Source organism: Streptomyces sp. R818 (assembly GCF_056172735.1).
The window spans coordinates 416,821-431,181 of record NZ_JAOCNE010000013.1 but is presented as its reverse complement, the minus strand read 5'-3'; the positions used below and the strand labels follow the sequence as shown (position 1 = coordinate 431,181).

Sequence of the window (14,361 nt, the reverse complement as noted above, 5' to 3'; positions counted from 1 at the left end):
CGTCGCGATGGCCACCGAACGGCCCCGCGAGCGGGGGCGCGGGTCGGCCTCGGCCGACCCGTGTGCGTCGGGCATGCTGCTGTGACGTCCCATGACGGTGGTGCCCCTCCCTGAGCCGAATAGGCAGTTGCGATATAAGCGGTGGAGCAAGGAGGGGAGAGGTGCGCCGGACTGCGGCGTCCGCCCCCTCGGCCTCGCACGCGATCTTCGTACCTGCATTCGAGACCCTAGCGGGGCGGCGTGGGGGATGCGGCGGGATTACCCAAGTAAGGCAGGTGTGCAGGTGGAGGCGGGAACGGTGGCTGATTCTCTTCCCGACGGGGGGCTTTCGCGACGATTCTTGCGGGACGAGACACTCCTCGTCCTGGGTCTTTCGCTCGGCGCGAGCGGGGTGTCCGCGCTGATCAGCTTTGTGGGCTCGGTCACCAAGCCGGGCGGCCTCAAGGACCAGGCGGCCACGCTCAACGCGTCGGCGGCCCCCGGCAGGCCGTGGCTCGATCTCGCGTGGCAGCTCTTCGGGATCGCGAGCGCGCTGGTGCCCGTCGCACTCGTCGCGCACTTCCTGCTGAGGGAGGGCGGGAGCCTGCGCACGATCGGCTTCGACCGGACGCGGCCGTGGTTCGACGGGGTGCGCGGCACCGCGCTCGCCGCCGTCATCGGCTCCACCGGCATCGCCTTCTACCTCGCGGCGCGCGGCCTCGGCTTCAACCTGACGGTGGTGCCGGAGGCGCTGCCCGACGTGTGGTGGAAGTACCCGGTGCTGATCCTGTCGGCGGTGCAGAACGCCGTACTGGAAGAGGTCATCGTCGTCGGGTATCTGCTGCGCAGGCTCGGGCAGTTGGGGTGGACGCCCGGCACGGCGCTGGTCGCGTCGTCCGTGCTGCGCGGCTCGTACCACCTGTACCAGGGCATCGGCGGGTTCTTCGGCAACCTCGCGATGGGCGTCGTCTTCGCCTACCTGTACCGGCGGTGGGGGCGGGTCGGGCCACTGGTCGTGGCCCACTCCCTGTTGGACATCGGCGCGTTCGTCGGATACGCGCTGCTCGCGGGCAAGGTGGACTGGCTGCCCACCGCCTGAGCGCTACACCAGCAGTTCGCCCTCGATGGTCGTGACGGCGCGGCCGCCGAGCAGCGTGCGTTCGCCGCGCAGGTCGACGCGGACCAGGCCGGTGCGCGCCGACGCCTGCAGACCGGTGAGGACGGTGCGGCCGAGGCGTCGCGCCCAGAACGGGGCGAGGGCCGTGTGCGCGCTGCCGGTCACCGGGTCCTCGTCGACCCCGACGCCCGGGAAGAAGCAGCGCGAGACGAAGTCGTAGCCCTGTGACGGGTCCTCGGCGCGGGCCGTCGCGATGATGCCGCGCGCGGAGAGCCCGACGAGCGCCTTGAGGTCGGGGGCGAGGGCCCGGACCGTCTTCTCGTCGGCCAGTTCGACCACCAGGTCGCCGACGAGACGGCCCGTGTCGTGCACGGAGAGCGGCGCGGCACCGAGCGCCTCGGCGAGCCCGTCCGGCGCGGGTTCCTCCGTCAGCGGGGCCGTCGGGAAGTCGAGGGTGTACGAGCCGTCCTCGCGCGGGGCCGCGACGAGGACGCCGCTGCGCGTGGCGAACCGGACCGGGCCGTCGGCCGCCCCCGTGGAGTGCAGGACGTGCGCGGTGGCGAGCGTGGCGTGGCCGCACATGTCGACCTCGGTGCCGGGGGTGAACCAGCGCAGCGCCCAGTCCGCGTCGCCGCCCTCCGGCAGCGGGTGCGCGAAGGCGGTCTCGGCGTGGTTGACCTCGATGGCGACGCTCTGGAGCCGGGCATCGTCCGGGAAGGCGTCGAGGAGCACGACCCCCGCGGGGTTGCCCGCGAAGGGGCGGTCGGTGAAGGCGTCGACGATACGAATACGCATGCCTCGGACGCTAAGCGGGACCGTTGAAGTTGGGTGTGTTGGGTAGGCGCCCCGTGGGAGGGACGCCATGGGGAAAAACCTCCGAGTGGAACTGAGTGACGATCAGCGCCGTGAGCTGCACGGACTGCTGGCTCGCGGTGATCTGACCGCGTATACCCGGCAGCGGGCTGAGTGCATCCGGTTCCTCGACCGTGGCAGAAGCACGGCCGAGGTCGCCGACCTGCTGGAATGCCACCCGGTCACGGTCCGGACCGCGGTCCACCGCCTTCAAAAGGGCGGAATAGCAGGCCTGCGCGATGCCCGACGTCCCGGCCGTCCAGCCCGGCTTCTCACCCCGCAGGACCGAGCCGCACTGGGCGAGCTGCTGGATGAGTCCGCCGCGGCGGGGACTACGTGGAGTACGCCGGGCCTGTGCGACTGGCTGAAGGCGGAACGCGGGGTGGAGATCTCCACGGACTGGCTGGCCGAGCTGCTGCACCGGGAGGGTTTCCGCTGGAAACGCACCCGCGACAGCATGCGGCACAAGGCCGACCCCGTCCTCCAGCAGACCGCCCGGGCCCAGCTGGAGGACTTGCGGCCTTACGGCTGGAGGCGAACGCCGGCCGGCGCGACCTGATCTACCTGGACGAGTCCGGCTTCGCTCCCACCATGCCCACCGGATACACCTGGTCACGCCTCGGACAGCGCGCCGTGGTGGCGAAGGAAGACACCCGCGGCCGCCGGGTCAACGTCCTGGGCGCGCAGATCGTCGGCATCGAGCCGGACCTGCTCTGGCAGCACACCGATGGCAAAATCGATGCCCGCATGCTGCTGGACTTCGTCTGCGTCCGCCTGGCGGGCCTGGGCGGCGGCGCGAGCGTGCTCGAGCTGGCTGCCGACGGCGTCGGAGTCGATGCGATCCCGCTCTGGTGCCGCCGACGGCCGTGCACCGTCGTCCTGGACAACGCCTCCGCACACGTGGCCAAGGCGTTCAAGGGCCGCCGGCGACAACTCGCGAAGATCGGAGTGGAGCTGTTCTACCTGCCGCCCTACAGCCCGGAGTTGAACGATATCGAGCTGGTCTGGCGGCAGGCGAAGTACGCGGACTATCCACAACGCACCCAGACCAGCACCGACGACATCGGCCAGGCCGTCGACCAGGCCCTGACCCGCCGACGCAATCGGATCCGCACATCAGCAGGGAACTTCACCCAGGCCGCTTAGACGACCCCGCGCTCTCCTGACCAAGGCCAATCCGGCGCCGATGGCCCTGTTTTCTGGTGTTCCCGGCGAGGGGTTGTCATGCGACTGCTTCCGATATATCGTTGAGACATCGCGATCGGTTGATGATCGCGACTGTCGAAACCCACGATCAGTGACGAAAGGACTGATTCCCATGCGTACCCACGGACACGACCATGGACATGGACACTACGGACCCGGCCGCGAAGGCCGGGGCGGATTCGAGCGCGGCGGCTTCGAGGGCCGGCGCGCGTTCGGGCCCTTCGGACCCGGCTTCGGGCCTGGACCCTGGGGCGGACGCGGCGGCCGCGGAGGCGGGCCCCGGGGGCGAGCGCGCCGCGGTGACGTGCGCGCCTCGATCCTGGCCCTCCTCAAGGACCGCCCGATGCACGGCTACGAGATGATCCAGGAGATCGCCGAGCGCAGCGGCGGCGCGTGGAAGCCCAGCCCGGGCTCCGTCTACCCGACGCTCCAGCTGCTCGAGGACGAGGGCCTGATCGCCAGCGCCAGCGAGGGCGGCAAGAAGCTCTTCTCGCTCACCGACGAGGGCCGCACCGCCGCCGAGGAGGGCCCCGAGGCCCCCTGGGAGGAGGCCGGCCGCGGCGTCGACTGGGACGCCATGAACGAGATCCGGCAGGCCGGCTTCGGTCTGATGGAGGCGTTCGGCCAGGTCTGGAAGACCGGCAGCAAGGACCAGCGCGAGAAGGCGCTCACCGTGATCAACGAAGCGCGCAAGAAGCTGTACCTGATCCTCGCCGACGAGGACTGAGCCCGTGCGGGCTCGGCCACCAGGAGACAGAGCGCGCGAGAGGCGCCCCGTACGTCACGTACGGGGCGCCTCTTCGTGTACGGGTCAGGTCACCAGCGCGGCCAGTCTGCGCAGGGACTCCTGGAGCGCGGCCGTCGCCGAGTCCTTCAGCTTGCCCGCCATCAGGGAGACGGCGGCGCCGGTGAACTCGCCGTCCGCGCGGATCGTCGTCGTCGCGTCCCCGTCGGGCGTGAGGGTGTAGCGCGTTCCGACGTGCACGCCCATCGGGCCCTTCCCGCCGATCGCGAACGTGCGCGGGCCCACCAGCTCCTCGGTCCAGAGCACCTCGGCCGGGAACCCCATCAGCTTCATGTTCTCCGCGAACTGCCCGCCCACCTCCAGGGCGGTGGGGGCGCCCTTGGGGAAGTCGGTGTGCGTGGCGTTCCACTCCCCGTACGCGGTGAAGTCGGTGAGCTGTGCCCAGACCTTCTCGACGGGCGCCTCGATGCGTGCTTCCGCGCTGACCTCGGCCATCCGGCACCCCTTCGGCAGATGTGGCGTGTGTCGCGGAAAGTAGCCGTCCGGCCTCGAACATTCAATACTGATGAACCGTCAGGAAGGTCGGATGCGTTCGATCCGTGCCGCGTCGAACACGTCGTACGCGCGTGGGTGCGGACCCTCGTCGTGGCAGTGCCAGGCGTCCCAGAACAGGTCGGCGGGGAGCGCGTCGGGCGGGGCGTACACCCGGTACGCGTACTGCCTGCCGTCGACCGCGGGCAGGGTCACCATCCAGCACCCGCTCTCCATGTCTGTGACGGACGAGCGGGGCGGGGGTGGTGGTTGCCTCTCCTCCTTGAGGAGGAGGCGCCGGGAGCGTGTGCCCACCTTGTGTCGGACGCGAAGATGCTCCTCACCGGCGATGTTCCTGTGCATCAGGGCTGATGGGGTGGGGTACGTGCAGAGCCCTACCCCGTCGAACGCCCCCGCCGCCCCGCTCAGTGACGAGCTGGCCCTGGTGGTCGCGGGGGCCCGGCGGCGTGCGCTGCGGGACGGCGACCGGCAGATCGACACGGCCCATCTGCTGCACTCGCTCCTTGAGGCCGACGCCGAGGTGCGGGCGGCCTTCGACGACAAGGGGCAGGTCGCCCGGCTCCTCGGCTATCTCGTGCAGCGCAGCATCGGCTACGGGCTGCAGTGGCAGGGTGCCGTGGAGGATTCCGGCGCGGTGCCGGTCGTCGGGGGAGCGCCGGGCTGGTCGCCGCGGGTCGCTGCGGCGGTGCGGGCGGGCGATGAGCGGGCCGCGGCGCGCGGGGGCGAGCGGGCCCGCGGGGTGGACGTCCTCGCGGCGCTCGCGGCGGACGCAGAGTGCCGGGCGGTGGAGGTGCTCGGGCGCGCGGGGGTGGATGTGGCGCGGTTGCGCGGGCGGCTCGGCTGAGCCTGAACGTGCGATGACGCGCGGCCGGGCCCGTCCTGCGTCCGGCCTGTGAGACAGGGGTCATCGGGGATGACGGTGCTGACTCGCCCTGTCATGATGTGCCGGTGCATGGGTCAAAGGGGTCTCAGGAGAGTCGGGGAACCAGCGGGCGCGGCTTCGGCCTCGGGCTCGCACTGGTCTCCGCGCTCGCGTTCGGCGGCTCGGGCGTCGCGGCGAAACCGCTGATCGAGGCGGGGCTCGATTCCCTCCACGTGGTGTGGCTGCGGGTCGCGGGCGCCGCGCTCGTCATGCTGCCCGTCGCCTGGCGCCACCGCGCCCTCGTGCGGCGCAGGCCCCTGCTGCTCCTCGGGTTCGGACTGCTCGCCGTCGCCGGTGTGCAGGCCTGCTACTTCGCGGCGATCTCCCGCATCCCGGTCGGCGTGGCCCTGCTCATCGAGTACCTGGCGCCCGCGCTCGTCCTCGGCTGGGTCCGGTTCGTGCAGCGCAAGCCGGTGACTCGCGCCGCCGCGCTCGGCGTCGTCCTCGCGGTCGGCGGACTCGCGTGCGTGGTGGAGGTGTGGGCGGGACTGAGCTTCGACGCGCTCGGGCTGCTCCTCGCATTGGCCGCCGCCTGCTGCCAGGTGGGCTACTTCGTCCTGTCCGACCAGGGCAGCGACGCGGGTGCCTCCGGCGGTGAGGTGCCCGACCCGTTCGGCGTCATCGCGTACGGGCTGCTCATCGGCGCCGTCGTGCTGACCGTCGTCGCCCGGCCCTGGGGCATGGACTGGTCGGTGCTCGCGGGCGACGCCACGATGAACGGCACCGGCGTTCCCGCCTGGCTGCTGCTCTGCTGGATCGTGCTGCTCGCCACCGTCGTCGCGTACGTCACCGGGGTGGTGTCCGTACGGCGGCTCTCGCCGCAGGTGGCCGGGGTCGTGGCGTGCCTGGAGGCGGTGATCGCGACCGTGCTGGCATGGGTCCTGCTCGGCGAGCACCTGTCGGCGCCGCAGCTGTTCGGCGGTGCGGTGGTGCTGGTCGGGGCGTTCATCGCGCAGTCCTCGAAGCCGGCGGCTCCCGCACCCGAGCCGGCCGGGGCGGAACCGGCGGAAACCTCGTTGTCCCGGTCGGGCGGCGCGGTCTAGGCTCCGGATCATGCACGCACGCGCACTCGTTCTGCCGCCTCCGGGGGCCTAGGGCCCGTCCGTCCGGTTGCCGTTGATGGCGACCGGACGGACCCGGGGCGTCACGTCCGGCGATCCGTTCCGCCGCCGTGAGAGGAGACCGGCACCCTCGGTGGGTGCCGGTCCGCACGGTGCTGCCGGTCCGCCGGGGCGTCCAGGGGCGGCGTCGATCTCTTCCGGCCGTCGGTCACGACCGTGGCCGTGCCGTGTCCGGAGGGATCCGCCGACGGGCCCGTTCGCGGGCGGCCCGGGTCTCGTGGCTGTCCGCGCAGGACGGTCCGTGTCCCCGGGCCTCGCCGCGGCGGGGTCCCTTCCGTGGAGATCCACGTGTCGCATGATGTCCAGGCCGGCTCAGCCGCGCCTTCTTCCGAAGCCTGTTCCGCTGTCCCGTCGGCTGTCCCGTCCGCTGTCCCCTCCGCGACTCGACTGCCCGTCGGGCGCGGCCTGTTGTACCTCGTCGTCGCCGGTGTCGCCTGGGGCACCGCGGGCGGCGCCGCCTCCGTCGTGTTCCGGCTGAGCGATCTGGGGCCCGCCGCCCTGTCGTTCTGGCGGTGTCTCGGAGGGCTCGTCCTGCTCGTGGGCGCCCGGGTGGTGCGGCGCGGGCCGGCATCCGCACCGGCGGGCGAACCGCTCGGCCGCAGGAGTGTCCGGTACGTCGTGCTCGGGCTGTGCCTGGCCGTGTTCCAGACCGCCTACTTCGCCGCTGTCGGGGCGACGGGCCTCGCCGTCGCCACCGTCGTCACGCTCGGCGCGGGCCCGGTGCTCATCGCGCTCGGCGCCCGGTCGGCCCTGGGGGAGCGGCTCGGGCGCGGCGGAGTCATCGCCGTCGCGGGCGCGCTCGGCGGGCTCGCCGTGCTGGTCCTGGCCGGCGGCGGCGCGACCGTACGCCCGGTCGGTGTGCTGTGGGCGCTCGTCTCCGCGGCCGGGTACGCCGTGATGACGCTGCTCACCCGGTGGTTCGGCCGGGCGGGCCGCGCCGGTGACCAGCTCGGCACGACCGTGGCCACGTTCGCGGTCGCCTCGCTCGCGCTGCTGCCGCTCGGCGCGGCCGAGGGCCTGGTCCCGCACACGGCCAGGCCCGTGGAGATCCTGGTGCTCCTCGCGTACACCGCGTCCGTGCCGACGGCGCTCGCCTACGCCCTGTACTTCGCGGGCGCGGCCGTCGTCCGGTCGGCCACGGTGTCCGTGATCATGCTGCTCGAACCGGTCGCCGCGGCGCTCATCGCCGTGACGTTCCTCGGGGAGCGGCTGACCGCCGCCACCGTGACGGGCACCGCGCTGATGCTGGCCGCGGTGCTCGGCCTCGCGGTGGGGGAGGCGCGCTCCACCACGTAACGGATCAGGCCTCCCGGCGCCGCCGTCGCTGCCCCGCGAGCGCGGCGGCGTCACCGGGAGCGCCCCGGCCCGCGAGCCCCGCCGCGATCCGGTCCTGGACCTCCTCCGGTTTGTGCCCGGCGTACTTGAACTTCGCCCGTACGCCGGTCACTTCGAGCCGTATCCCGCGGATCCCGGCGAGCATCCGCCCGTACGGGGCCTCGCCCACCGCCGCCGTCGCGGAGAGGCCGGGCGGCTGGAAGTGGCCGACCTGGCGGTTGAGCAGCGCGGCCTTCTCCCCGGGGTCGTCCACGACGTGGGCGGTGCAGCGGAGCTGGACGGCGGTGTAGACGCTGGTCGGCGTCCCGTGCTCGGCGGGGGCGCCGGGCAGCGCCTGCCAGGGGCCGGGCACGTACGCGTAGTCGTCGACGACGCTGAGCAGCACGTCGGGGCTCGCGTCGAGCGCGGCCCAGAGCGGGTTCGGGCGTGCCAGATGGGCGACGGCCTCGCCGAACTCGCCGCCCGCCGACGGGTCGTAGGCGAAGTGCATCGGCTGCACGAAGGGCGGTTCGCCCGGGAGGCCGTTGACGGCGAGCTGGCCGAAGTCGTGTGCGGCGAGCCAGCGCTGCCACTCGGCGGTGGAGCGGGCCGCGTCCCACGGGTGGATCAGCATTCACAGTCCCCGCAGGTAGGCGGGGACCTCGACACCGTCGGCGAGGTCGTCGGCCGGGACGAGCGGGCCGTAGCCCGGCCGCAGCGGGACGACGCCGGTCCAGTGCGGCAGCTCCAGGTCCTCGGGCTCGTCGTTCGGGCCGCCGGTGCGGACCTTGGCCGAGACCTCGGCGAGGTCGAGGGCGAGCACGGCGGTCGCGGCCAGCTCCTTGGCGTTGGCCGGGCGGGAGTCGGCGGCGCGGCCCGGCACCACGTGGTCGACGAGCGCGTCGAGGGCGAGGCGCTTCTCTTCCGGGTCGGTGACCTGGTGCGCGACGCCGTGGACCACGACCGAGCGGTAGTTGATGGAGTGGTGGAAGGCCGAGCGGGCGAGGACGAGACCGTCGACGTGGGTCACCGTCAGGCACACCGGAAGCCCCGGGTCCTGCTGTCCGGCCATGCGCAGCGGGCGCGATCCCGTGGAACCGTGCACGTAGAGGCGTTCGCCGACCCGGCCGTAGAGGGTCGGAAGCACGACCGGGGCGCCGTCGCGCACGAAGCCGAGGTGGCAGACGTACGCCTCGTCGAGTATCGCGTGCACGAGCGCGCGGTCGTACGCGGCACGCTTCGCGGAGCGGGTCGGTACCGTGCGGGCCGTCGGGGCGTAGGCGTTCTCAGACGTGGCGGCCGGCGACTCAGGGGCGACGCTCATGTTGCGGACTCCATTGCACTAGTGCAAACTGTGGTTTGTGCTAGGAGAGTATCCGATCGAAGGGCGGCGCGCCGCCGAGATTTCGGCGAGCGTGGAGCGCGCGGTGGCCGCGGGCGGTCTCGTGCCGGGTCAACTGCTGCCGCCCATGCGGGAGTTGGCGGAGCGGCTCGGGGTGAACCCGAACACGGTCGCGGCCGCGTACCGCACCCTGCGCGAGCGCGGGGTCATCGAGACCGCGGGCCGGCGGGGCAGCCGTGTACGCCCGAAGCCCGCCACGACCGCGCGCGAGCACATCCGGGTGGACGTGCCGCCGGGCGTGCGGGACGTGTCCGACGGCAATCCGGACACGGCGCTGCTGCCGTCCCTCACCGAGGCGTTCGCGGCGGCGGCCACCGTCGCGGACCGGGAGCCCGTGCTCTACGGCGATGACCCCCTGGAGCCCGCGCTCGTGCGCCGCGCGCGGGCCGATCTGGATCAGGACGGCGTGCCCGACGGTCCGGTGGCCGTCACGTCCGGATCGCTCGACGCGATCGAACGGGTGCTGGCCGCGCACCTGAAGGCCGGGGACGCCGTCGCGGTCGAGGACCCGGGCTGGGGCAGCATGCTGGACCTCGTACCCGCCCTCGGCCTGCGGATCGTGCCGGTCGGCGTGGACGACGACGGGCCGCTGCCCGCGGATGTCGAACGGGCGCTGCGCGAAGGGGCGCGGGCGCTCGTGGTCACCGACCGCGCGCAGAACCCGACCGGCGCGGCGGTGAGCGCGGCGCGCGCGAAAGACCTGCGCACGGTGCTCGCCGCGCACCCGGACGTGCTGCTCATCGAGGACGACCACGGGCACGGCATCGTCGACCTGCCACTGCGCCCGCTGGCCGGAACGGTCCGGCACTGGGCGTTCGTCCGCTCCGTCGCCAAGGCCTACGGCCCGGATCTGCGGCTCGCGGTGCTGACCGGCGACCCCGTCACCCTCGACCGGGTGCGCGGGCGCCAGCGGCTCGGCCCCGGCTGGGTCAGCCGGATCGTGCAGCGGGCGGTGGCCGGGCTGTGGGAGAGCGGCGCCGTGGACGCGCGGGCCGTCGCGGCGTCGTACGGCGAGCGGCGCGACGCCCTGATCGCGGCCCTCGCCGAGCGGGGCGTCGCCGCGCACGGCCGCAGCGGCATGAACGTGTGGGTGCCGGTCCCCGACGAGACCGGCGCGGTGGCCCGGCTCCTCCACGCGGGCTGGGCGGTCGCCCCGGGCGCGCGCTTCCGGATGGCGGCCGCGCCGGGCGTCCGGATCACCGTGAGCCGCCTGGATCCCGGGGAGGTCCGGGCGGTGGCGGAGGTCGTGGCGGCGGCAGTGGGGGCGGGGCCGGTGCGGTCCTACGCCTGAGGCTTCCGGGGCCCCCGGAGGCGGGGCTGGGTGAGCGCCGCGCCCGCAAGGACGATCACCGCCCCGACCGGCGTCGACCAGCTCAGGGACTCGCCCAGCACGGCGACACCGGCCGCGGTGGCGATCACCGGGATGAAGTACGTGACCATCTGCGCCGTCGTCGGGCCGACCTCGGCGACCAGGCCGTACTGGATGAGGACCGCGAGACCGGTGCCCAGGGCGCCCAGAGCGACGACCGACAGGAGCGGGACCACCGGGAACCCGTGCGGCCAGGACGTGAACAGCGGAGTGACGACGGCCAGTTGCACGGTGGCGAGCAGGAGCTGGGCGCCGGTCATCGACAGGTGGGAGCGGCCGGTGTGCGCGAGGGTGCGGCGGACGTAGATCCAGCCGACCGGGTAGCTGAACGAGGCGAGCAGCGCCATCACCGTGCCCGTCACGTCCAGGCCGTGGAAACCCTGCCAGATGCCGAGGACCGTGAGCACGCCCAGGAAGCCGAGGCCGAGACCCGCGACCCGGCGCCGCGTCGGCCGGTCCTCCGACAGTGCGACCAGGGAGAGCGCCATGCCCCACAGCGGGGACGTCGCGTTGCAGATCCCGGCGAGCGTCGAGGGGATCGTCTCCTCGGCGAACGCGAACAGGGAGAACGGGAGCGCGTTCAGGAAGAACGCCGCCACCGCCAGATGGCCCCAGGTGCGGGCACCGCGGGGCAGCCGCTCCCGCTTCACGGCCATCGCGGCGGCGAGCACGAGCGTGCCGAAGACCAGGCGGCCGAACGTCACCTGGAACGGGGCGTACCCGTCCGTGCCCACCTTGATGAGCAGGAAGCTGAAACCCCAGATCAGGGACAGCGCGCCGAAGCGGACGCGCCAGTCGAGGGCGCGGCGCGGCGGGGCGGCCGAAGGGGTGTCGGTGGTGGCGGCGGGTGCGGCGCTCGCCGGGGTCACGGTGCTCATGGGGACAAGAATCGCGCCTCGCTTCCTCGTAGCACAAGCGAGATTATGTGCCCGGTACCCATTAGCAGCGCTTACCTATAGCATCGTCGCCATGTTGAATCTGGAGCGGCTGCGCGTCCTCGACGCGCTGGCCCGGCACGGTTCGGTCAGCGGCGCCGCCGACGCGCTGCACGTCACGACGTCCGCCGTCTCGCAGCAGATGACGAAGCTGGAGCGCGAGGTCGGGCAGCAGCTCCTCGCCAAGCACGGGCGCGGGGTGCGCCTCACCGACGCGGGGCGGCTGCTCGCCGAGCACTCCGGGCGGATCCTGTCGCAGGTCGAGCTGGCCCAGTCCGATCTGGAGGCGCAGCGCGGGCAGGTCGTGGGGGAGCTGCGGCTCTCCGCGTTCCCGACCGCCGCGCGCGGCCTCGTCCCGGCCGCGCTCGCCGCCCTGCGCGCCGCGCACCCGCAGCTGCGCGTGCGCTCGCACGAGTCGGAGCCGGAGGCCGGTGTCGCCGGGGTGATCCGCGGCGACACCGACCTGGCCGTCGTGCTCGACTGGCACAACAAGCCGATGCCGCTGCCCGACGGCCTGGTCAAGGCGAGCGTCCTCGACGACCCGGCGGACATCGCGATGCCCGCCGGGCATCCGCTCGCGGACCGCGCCGAGGTCCGCCTGGAGGACTTCGCCGACGACGAGTGGATCACCTGGGGCGAGGGGGAGTTCTGCCACGAGTGGCTGCTGTTCACGCTCCGCGCGGGCGGCGTCGAGCCCCGCATCGGCCACATCGCCGCCGAGACCCACACCCAACTCGCGCTCGTCTCGGCCGGATTGGGTGTCTGCGTGGCCCCGCTGCTCGGCCGCGACCCGATGCCGCCCGGCGTGGTCACCGTCCCGGTCCGCCATCAGGTGCGGCGCCACGTCTACGTGGTCTGGCGCGCGGACGCCGACCGCCGCCCCTCGATCAGGGCGGCGGTGGAGGCGCTGCAGAAGGCGGGCGCGGATCTGGGGCAGTCGGCGGACCGGGGCTGACGCCGGCCGAGGGGCCTACAGCTCCGCCAGCTTCCGGAAGTCCCAGGAGGCGATCTTGTCCGGGGTGAGGCGGGCCCAGGCGTGCCGGCCGTCGTGGAACATCTCGGACATGCCGAAGTTCTTCCGGGCGAACAGCCGCTCCGGCGCTTCGAGTTCGGGACACGGCTCGCCCGTCCGGGGCGACTCGCCGACGAACTCGACGCGCCCGGACAACTCGGCGCCGCGCAGCTCCCCGTACTCCTCGCCCGCGTCGACCACCACGGCCACCCGCCCGTCGGCCCGCAGATCGGCCCAGCGGCGGCTGCGCGCGAGGGAGTACAGCCACAAGGAGGTGCCGTCCCACACGAACCACAGCGGGCTGACGTGCGGCATCCCGTCCGCCGACACCGTGGCCACCCGGCAGGTGCGCTGCTCGGTGAGGAACGAGTCCAGCTCCTGCGGGGTCATCATGATCTTGCGTCCCCGGCGCTGCTGGGTGGCGGCCATGGCGCTCCTTGTCCGTTGCGTCGTGCGAGGCGGATGGCTGACGGGGTGTCAGAAAAGCAGGATGCGGTCTCTTCCGTCCCCGCGCAATGGTGGCTAGTCTCCAGCCCTCGGGAAAGCCTCCGGGAGAGCCGAGAGCCTCCGGGAGAGCCGAGAGCCTCCGGGAGAGCCGAGAGCCTTCGGAAGAGCCGAGAGCCTTCGGGAAAACCTCCGGGAGCGAGGACGTACAGGAGGGGGGGGCCGCCATGCCGCCGCGCGAGGACCTGGCCGAGTGCTCGACCGCGCACGGTGCTGCTGACCGTCGAGTGCCAGCAGGGCGTCGTCGGCACCGACAGCGCCCTGCCCGAACTGGCCGACGCGGCGCGCACCTCGGGCGCGCTGGTCAATGTGGCCCGCCTCGTCGCCGCCGCCCACGAGAGCGGGGTCCAGGTGATGCACGCCGTGGCCGAGCGCCGCCCCGACGGCCGCGGCGCCAATCGCAACGCCCGCCTCTTCCGCGCCGCCGAACGCCTCCCCGTGCAGCAGCTCTCCGGGTCCAGGGCCGTCCGGATCGCCCCGCCCGTCGAGGTCGCCGACGAGGACCTCATCGTCCGGCGCCTGCACGGGCTCTCGCCGCTCGCGGGCACCGACGTGGATCCGCTCCTGCGCAACCTCGGCTGCCGCACGCTCCTCGTCACCGGCGTCTCCGCCAACGTGGCCATACCGAACGCGGTGTTCGACGCCGTGAACCTGGGCTACACCGTCGCCGTTCCCAAGGACGCCATCGCGGGGGTGCCCGCCGACTACACCCCCGCGATGGTCCGCAACACGCTCGCGCTCGTCGCCACCGTGGTGACGACGAGCGACGTGCTGGCCGCCTGGAAGCGGCCCAGGCGAGGGTGACCGGACCTAGGCGAGGGTGATCGACTCGCCGGTCACCGTGATCTGCTTCTCCGCCAGCGGGCGCGTGGCCGGCGGGTTCTTGACGCTGCCGTCCTCGATGGAGAACTTGCTGCCGTGGCACGGGCAGTCGATCGTGCCGCCCTCGACCTTGGTCACCGCGCACCCCTGATGCGTACAGGTGCTGGTGAACCCCTTGAACCGGCCCTTCGTCGGCTGGGTCACCACCACCCCCGCGTCGGCGAAGATCTTTCCGCCGCCCTCGGGGATGTCGGAGATCTTCGCCAGCTCCTGGCCACCGCCACCGCCGCCGCCGTCCGCCGACGAGGCGTTGCCCGCGGGCTCGGACGACCCGTCGTTCTCCGAGCCGCCGCACGCGGTCAGCGCCGCCGCGAGGCCCACCGCGCCGACCGCCGCGACGACGGTGCGGCGCGCGGGCGCCGGGCCCAGCGGCGCGGACATCCTTGGATCGGTCATGCTGTCGGTCCTTTCGACGGTCGGCTGGATCCCGTGGGGGTGCTCTCCCGTAC

Annotated in this window: 18 protein-coding genes; 10 read left to right on the top strand and 8 right to left on the bottom strand. The window is 73.1% G+C overall.

Features of this window, described 5'->3' with window-relative positions:
* The first annotated feature begins 277 nt into the window (after positions 1 to 277).
* Positions 278 to 1,078 carry a CPBP family intramembrane glutamic endopeptidase gene (locus tag N5I75_RS31420; protein WP_476683090.1) on the top strand — a complete coding sequence of 267 codons (801 nt, stop codon included), beginning with the start codon at positions 278 to 280 and terminating at the stop codon, positions 1,076 to 1,078.
* A 3-nt stretch (positions 1,079 to 1,081) separates the two neighbouring features.
* Here the strand turns inward: N5I75_RS31420 and N5I75_RS31415 are convergent, their stop codons facing one another.
* Positions 1,082 to 1,891 (bottom strand): PhzF family phenazine biosynthesis protein, encoded by an 810-nt coding sequence (locus N5I75_RS31415; RefSeq protein WP_476683088.1) that lies wholly within the window; start codon positions 1,889 to 1,891, stop codon positions 1,082 to 1,084.
* 67 nt (positions 1,892 to 1,958) lie between these two features.
* Here N5I75_RS31415 and N5I75_RS31410 point away from each other — a divergent pair, with 67 nt between their 5' ends.
* The 3 genes from N5I75_RS31410 to N5I75_RS31400 all read left to right on the top strand — a co-directional run bounded on the left by N5I75_RS31410 (position 1,959) and on the right by N5I75_RS31400 (position 3,881).
* Positions 1,959 to 2,507: a helix-turn-helix domain-containing protein gene (locus tag N5I75_RS31410; protein WP_476683085.1), complete on the top strand. Its 549-nt coding sequence runs from the start codon at positions 1,959 to 1,961 to the stop codon at positions 2,505 to 2,507.
* Between the two features lie 32 nt (positions 2,508 to 2,539).
* The gene (locus N5I75_RS31405; RefSeq protein ID WP_476683084.1) at positions 2,540 to 3,094 is read left to right on the top strand and encodes a transposase; all 555 of its coding nucleotides are present in this window, start codon (positions 2,540 to 2,542) and stop codon (positions 3,092 to 3,094) included.
* 172 nt (positions 3,095 to 3,266) lie between these two features.
* Entirely contained in the window at positions 3,267 to 3,881 is a 615-nt protein-coding gene (locus N5I75_RS31400; protein ID WP_476683082.1) for a PadR family transcriptional regulator, read from the top strand.
* A gap of 84 nt (positions 3,882 to 3,965) precedes the next feature.
* On the opposite strand, the gene N5I75_RS31395 is transcribed toward N5I75_RS31400, so the two are convergent.
* Together N5I75_RS31395 and N5I75_RS31390 are read right to left on the bottom strand one after the other, a co-directional pair.
* The gene (locus N5I75_RS31395) at positions 3,966 to 4,394 is read right to left on the bottom strand and encodes a type II toxin-antitoxin system Rv0910 family toxin (RefSeq protein WP_476683080.1); all 429 of its coding nucleotides are present in this window, start codon (positions 4,392 to 4,394) and stop codon (positions 3,966 to 3,968) included.
* A gap of 78 nt (positions 4,395 to 4,472) precedes the next feature.
* A complete protein-coding gene (locus N5I75_RS31390) occupies positions 4,473 to 4,649 on the bottom strand; it encodes a hypothetical protein (RefSeq protein WP_476683078.1) in 177 nt (58 codons plus the stop codon).
* Between the two features lie 130 nt (positions 4,650 to 4,779).
* Here N5I75_RS31390 and N5I75_RS31385 point away from each other — a divergent pair, with 130 nt between their 5' ends.
* From N5I75_RS31385 to N5I75_RS31375, 3 genes are all read left to right on the top strand, one after another.
* On the top strand, positions 4,780 to 5,295 hold the full coding sequence (locus N5I75_RS31385) for a peptidase (RefSeq protein WP_476683076.1): 516 nt from the start codon (positions 4,780 to 4,782) through the stop codon (positions 5,293 to 5,295).
* Between the two features lie 98 nt (positions 5,296 to 5,393).
* Positions 5,394 to 6,416 carry an EamA family transporter gene (locus tag N5I75_RS31380; RefSeq protein ID WP_476683074.1) on the top strand — a complete coding sequence of 341 codons (1,023 nt, stop codon included), beginning with the start codon at positions 5,394 to 5,396 and terminating at the stop codon, positions 6,414 to 6,416.
* Between the two features lie 486 nt (positions 6,417 to 6,902).
* On the top strand, positions 6,903 to 7,790 hold the full coding sequence (locus N5I75_RS31375) for a DMT family transporter (RefSeq protein ID WP_476683072.1): 888 nt from the start codon (positions 6,903 to 6,905) through the stop codon (positions 7,788 to 7,790).
* A gap of 4 nt (positions 7,791 to 7,794) precedes the next feature.
* Here the strand turns inward: N5I75_RS31375 and N5I75_RS31370 are convergent, their stop codons facing one another.
* Entirely contained in the window at positions 7,795 to 8,442 is a 648-nt protein-coding gene (locus N5I75_RS31370; RefSeq protein WP_476683071.1) for an FMN-binding negative transcriptional regulator, read from the bottom strand.
* Entirely contained in the window at positions 8,443 to 9,132 is a 690-nt protein-coding gene (locus N5I75_RS31365) for a pyridoxamine 5'-phosphate oxidase family protein (protein ID WP_476683069.1), read from the bottom strand.
* Between the two features lie 37 nt (positions 9,133 to 9,169).
* Between N5I75_RS31365 and N5I75_RS31360 the strand changes: the two genes are divergently transcribed.
* Entirely contained in the window at positions 9,170 to 10,501 is a 1,332-nt protein-coding gene (locus tag N5I75_RS31360) for an aminotransferase class I/II-fold pyridoxal phosphate-dependent enzyme (RefSeq protein ID WP_476683067.1), read from the top strand.
* On the opposite strand, the gene N5I75_RS31355 is transcribed toward N5I75_RS31360, so the two are convergent.
* Positions 10,492 to 11,457, bottom strand: a complete 966-nt coding sequence (locus N5I75_RS31355; RefSeq protein WP_476683065.1) for a DMT family transporter — start codon at positions 11,455 to 11,457, stop codon at positions 10,492 to 10,494. The two genes, N5I75_RS31360 and N5I75_RS31355, sit on opposite strands and share 10 nt — an antisense overlap.
* A 91-nt stretch (positions 11,458 to 11,548) precedes the next feature.
* Between N5I75_RS31355 and N5I75_RS31350 the strand changes: the two genes are divergently transcribed.
* Positions 11,549 to 12,469, top strand: a complete 921-nt coding sequence (locus N5I75_RS31350) for a LysR family transcriptional regulator (RefSeq protein WP_476683062.1) — start codon at positions 11,549 to 11,551, stop codon at positions 12,467 to 12,469.
* Positions 12,470 to 12,484: 15 nt separating this feature from the next.
* Here N5I75_RS31350 and N5I75_RS31345 read toward each other — a convergent pair whose 3' ends face one another.
* On the bottom strand, positions 12,485 to 12,955 hold the full coding sequence (locus N5I75_RS31345; RefSeq protein ID WP_476683060.1) for a pyridoxamine 5'-phosphate oxidase family protein: 471 nt from the start codon (positions 12,953 to 12,955) through the stop codon (positions 12,485 to 12,487).
* A 285-nt stretch (positions 12,956 to 13,240) separates the two neighbouring features.
* Here N5I75_RS31345 and N5I75_RS31340 point away from each other — a divergent pair, with 285 nt between their 5' ends.
* Positions 13,241 to 13,834 (top strand): isochorismatase family protein, encoded by a 594-nt coding sequence (locus tag N5I75_RS31340; RefSeq protein WP_476683058.1) that lies wholly within the window; start codon positions 13,241 to 13,243, stop codon positions 13,832 to 13,834.
* Positions 13,835 to 13,840: 6 nt separating this feature from the next.
* On the opposite strand, the gene N5I75_RS31335 is transcribed toward N5I75_RS31340, so the two are convergent.
* Positions 13,841 to 14,308: a Rieske (2Fe-2S) protein gene (locus tag N5I75_RS31335; RefSeq protein WP_476683055.1), complete on the bottom strand. Its 468-nt coding sequence runs from the start codon at positions 14,306 to 14,308 to the stop codon at positions 13,841 to 13,843.
* Positions 14,309 to 14,361 lie beyond the last annotated feature (53 nt).

Coding starts and splice junctions, on each gene's coding strand:
- N5I75_RS31365 (WP_476683069.1), bottom strand. CDS start 9,132: ATGAGCGTCGCCCCTGAGTCGCCGGCCGCCACGTCTGAGAACGCCTAC.
- N5I75_RS31395 (WP_476683080.1), bottom strand. CDS start 4,394: ATGGCCGAGGTCAGCGCGGAAGCACGCATCGAGGCGCCCGTCGAGAAG.
- N5I75_RS31405 (WP_476683084.1), top strand. CDS start 2,540: ATGCCCACCGGATACACCTGGTCACGCCTCGGACAGCGCGCCGTGGTG.
- N5I75_RS31390 (WP_476683078.1), bottom strand. CDS start 4,649: ATGGTGACCCTGCCCGCGGTCGACGGCAGGCAGTACGCGTACCGGGTG.
- N5I75_RS31415 (WP_476683088.1), bottom strand. CDS start 1,891: ATGCGTATTCGTATCGTCGACGCCTTCACCGACCGCCCCTTCGCGGGC.
- N5I75_RS31370 (WP_476683071.1), bottom strand. CDS start 8,442: ATGCTGATCCACCCGTGGGACGCGGCCCGCTCCACCGCCGAGTGGCAG.
- N5I75_RS31355 (WP_476683065.1), bottom strand. CDS start 11,457: ATGAGCACCGTGACCCCGGCGAGCGCCGCACCCGCCGCCACCACCGAC.
- N5I75_RS31350 (WP_476683062.1), top strand. CDS start 11,549: ATGTTGAATCTGGAGCGGCTGCGCGTCCTCGACGCGCTGGCCCGGCAC.
- N5I75_RS31385 (WP_476683076.1), top strand. CDS start 4,780: ATGTTCCTGTGCATCAGGGCTGATGGGGTGGGGTACGTGCAGAGCCCT.
- N5I75_RS31345 (WP_476683060.1), bottom strand. CDS start 12,955: ATGGCCGCCACCCAGCAGCGCCGGGGACGCAAGATCATGATGACCCCG.
- N5I75_RS31400 (WP_476683082.1), top strand. CDS start 3,267: ATGCGTACCCACGGACACGACCATGGACATGGACACTACGGACCCGGC.
- N5I75_RS31335 (WP_476683055.1), bottom strand. CDS start 14,308: ATGACCGATCCAAGGATGTCCGCGCCGCTGGGCCCGGCGCCCGCGCGC.
- N5I75_RS31410 (WP_476683085.1), top strand. CDS start 1,959: ATGGGGAAAAACCTCCGAGTGGAACTGAGTGACGATCAGCGCCGTGAG.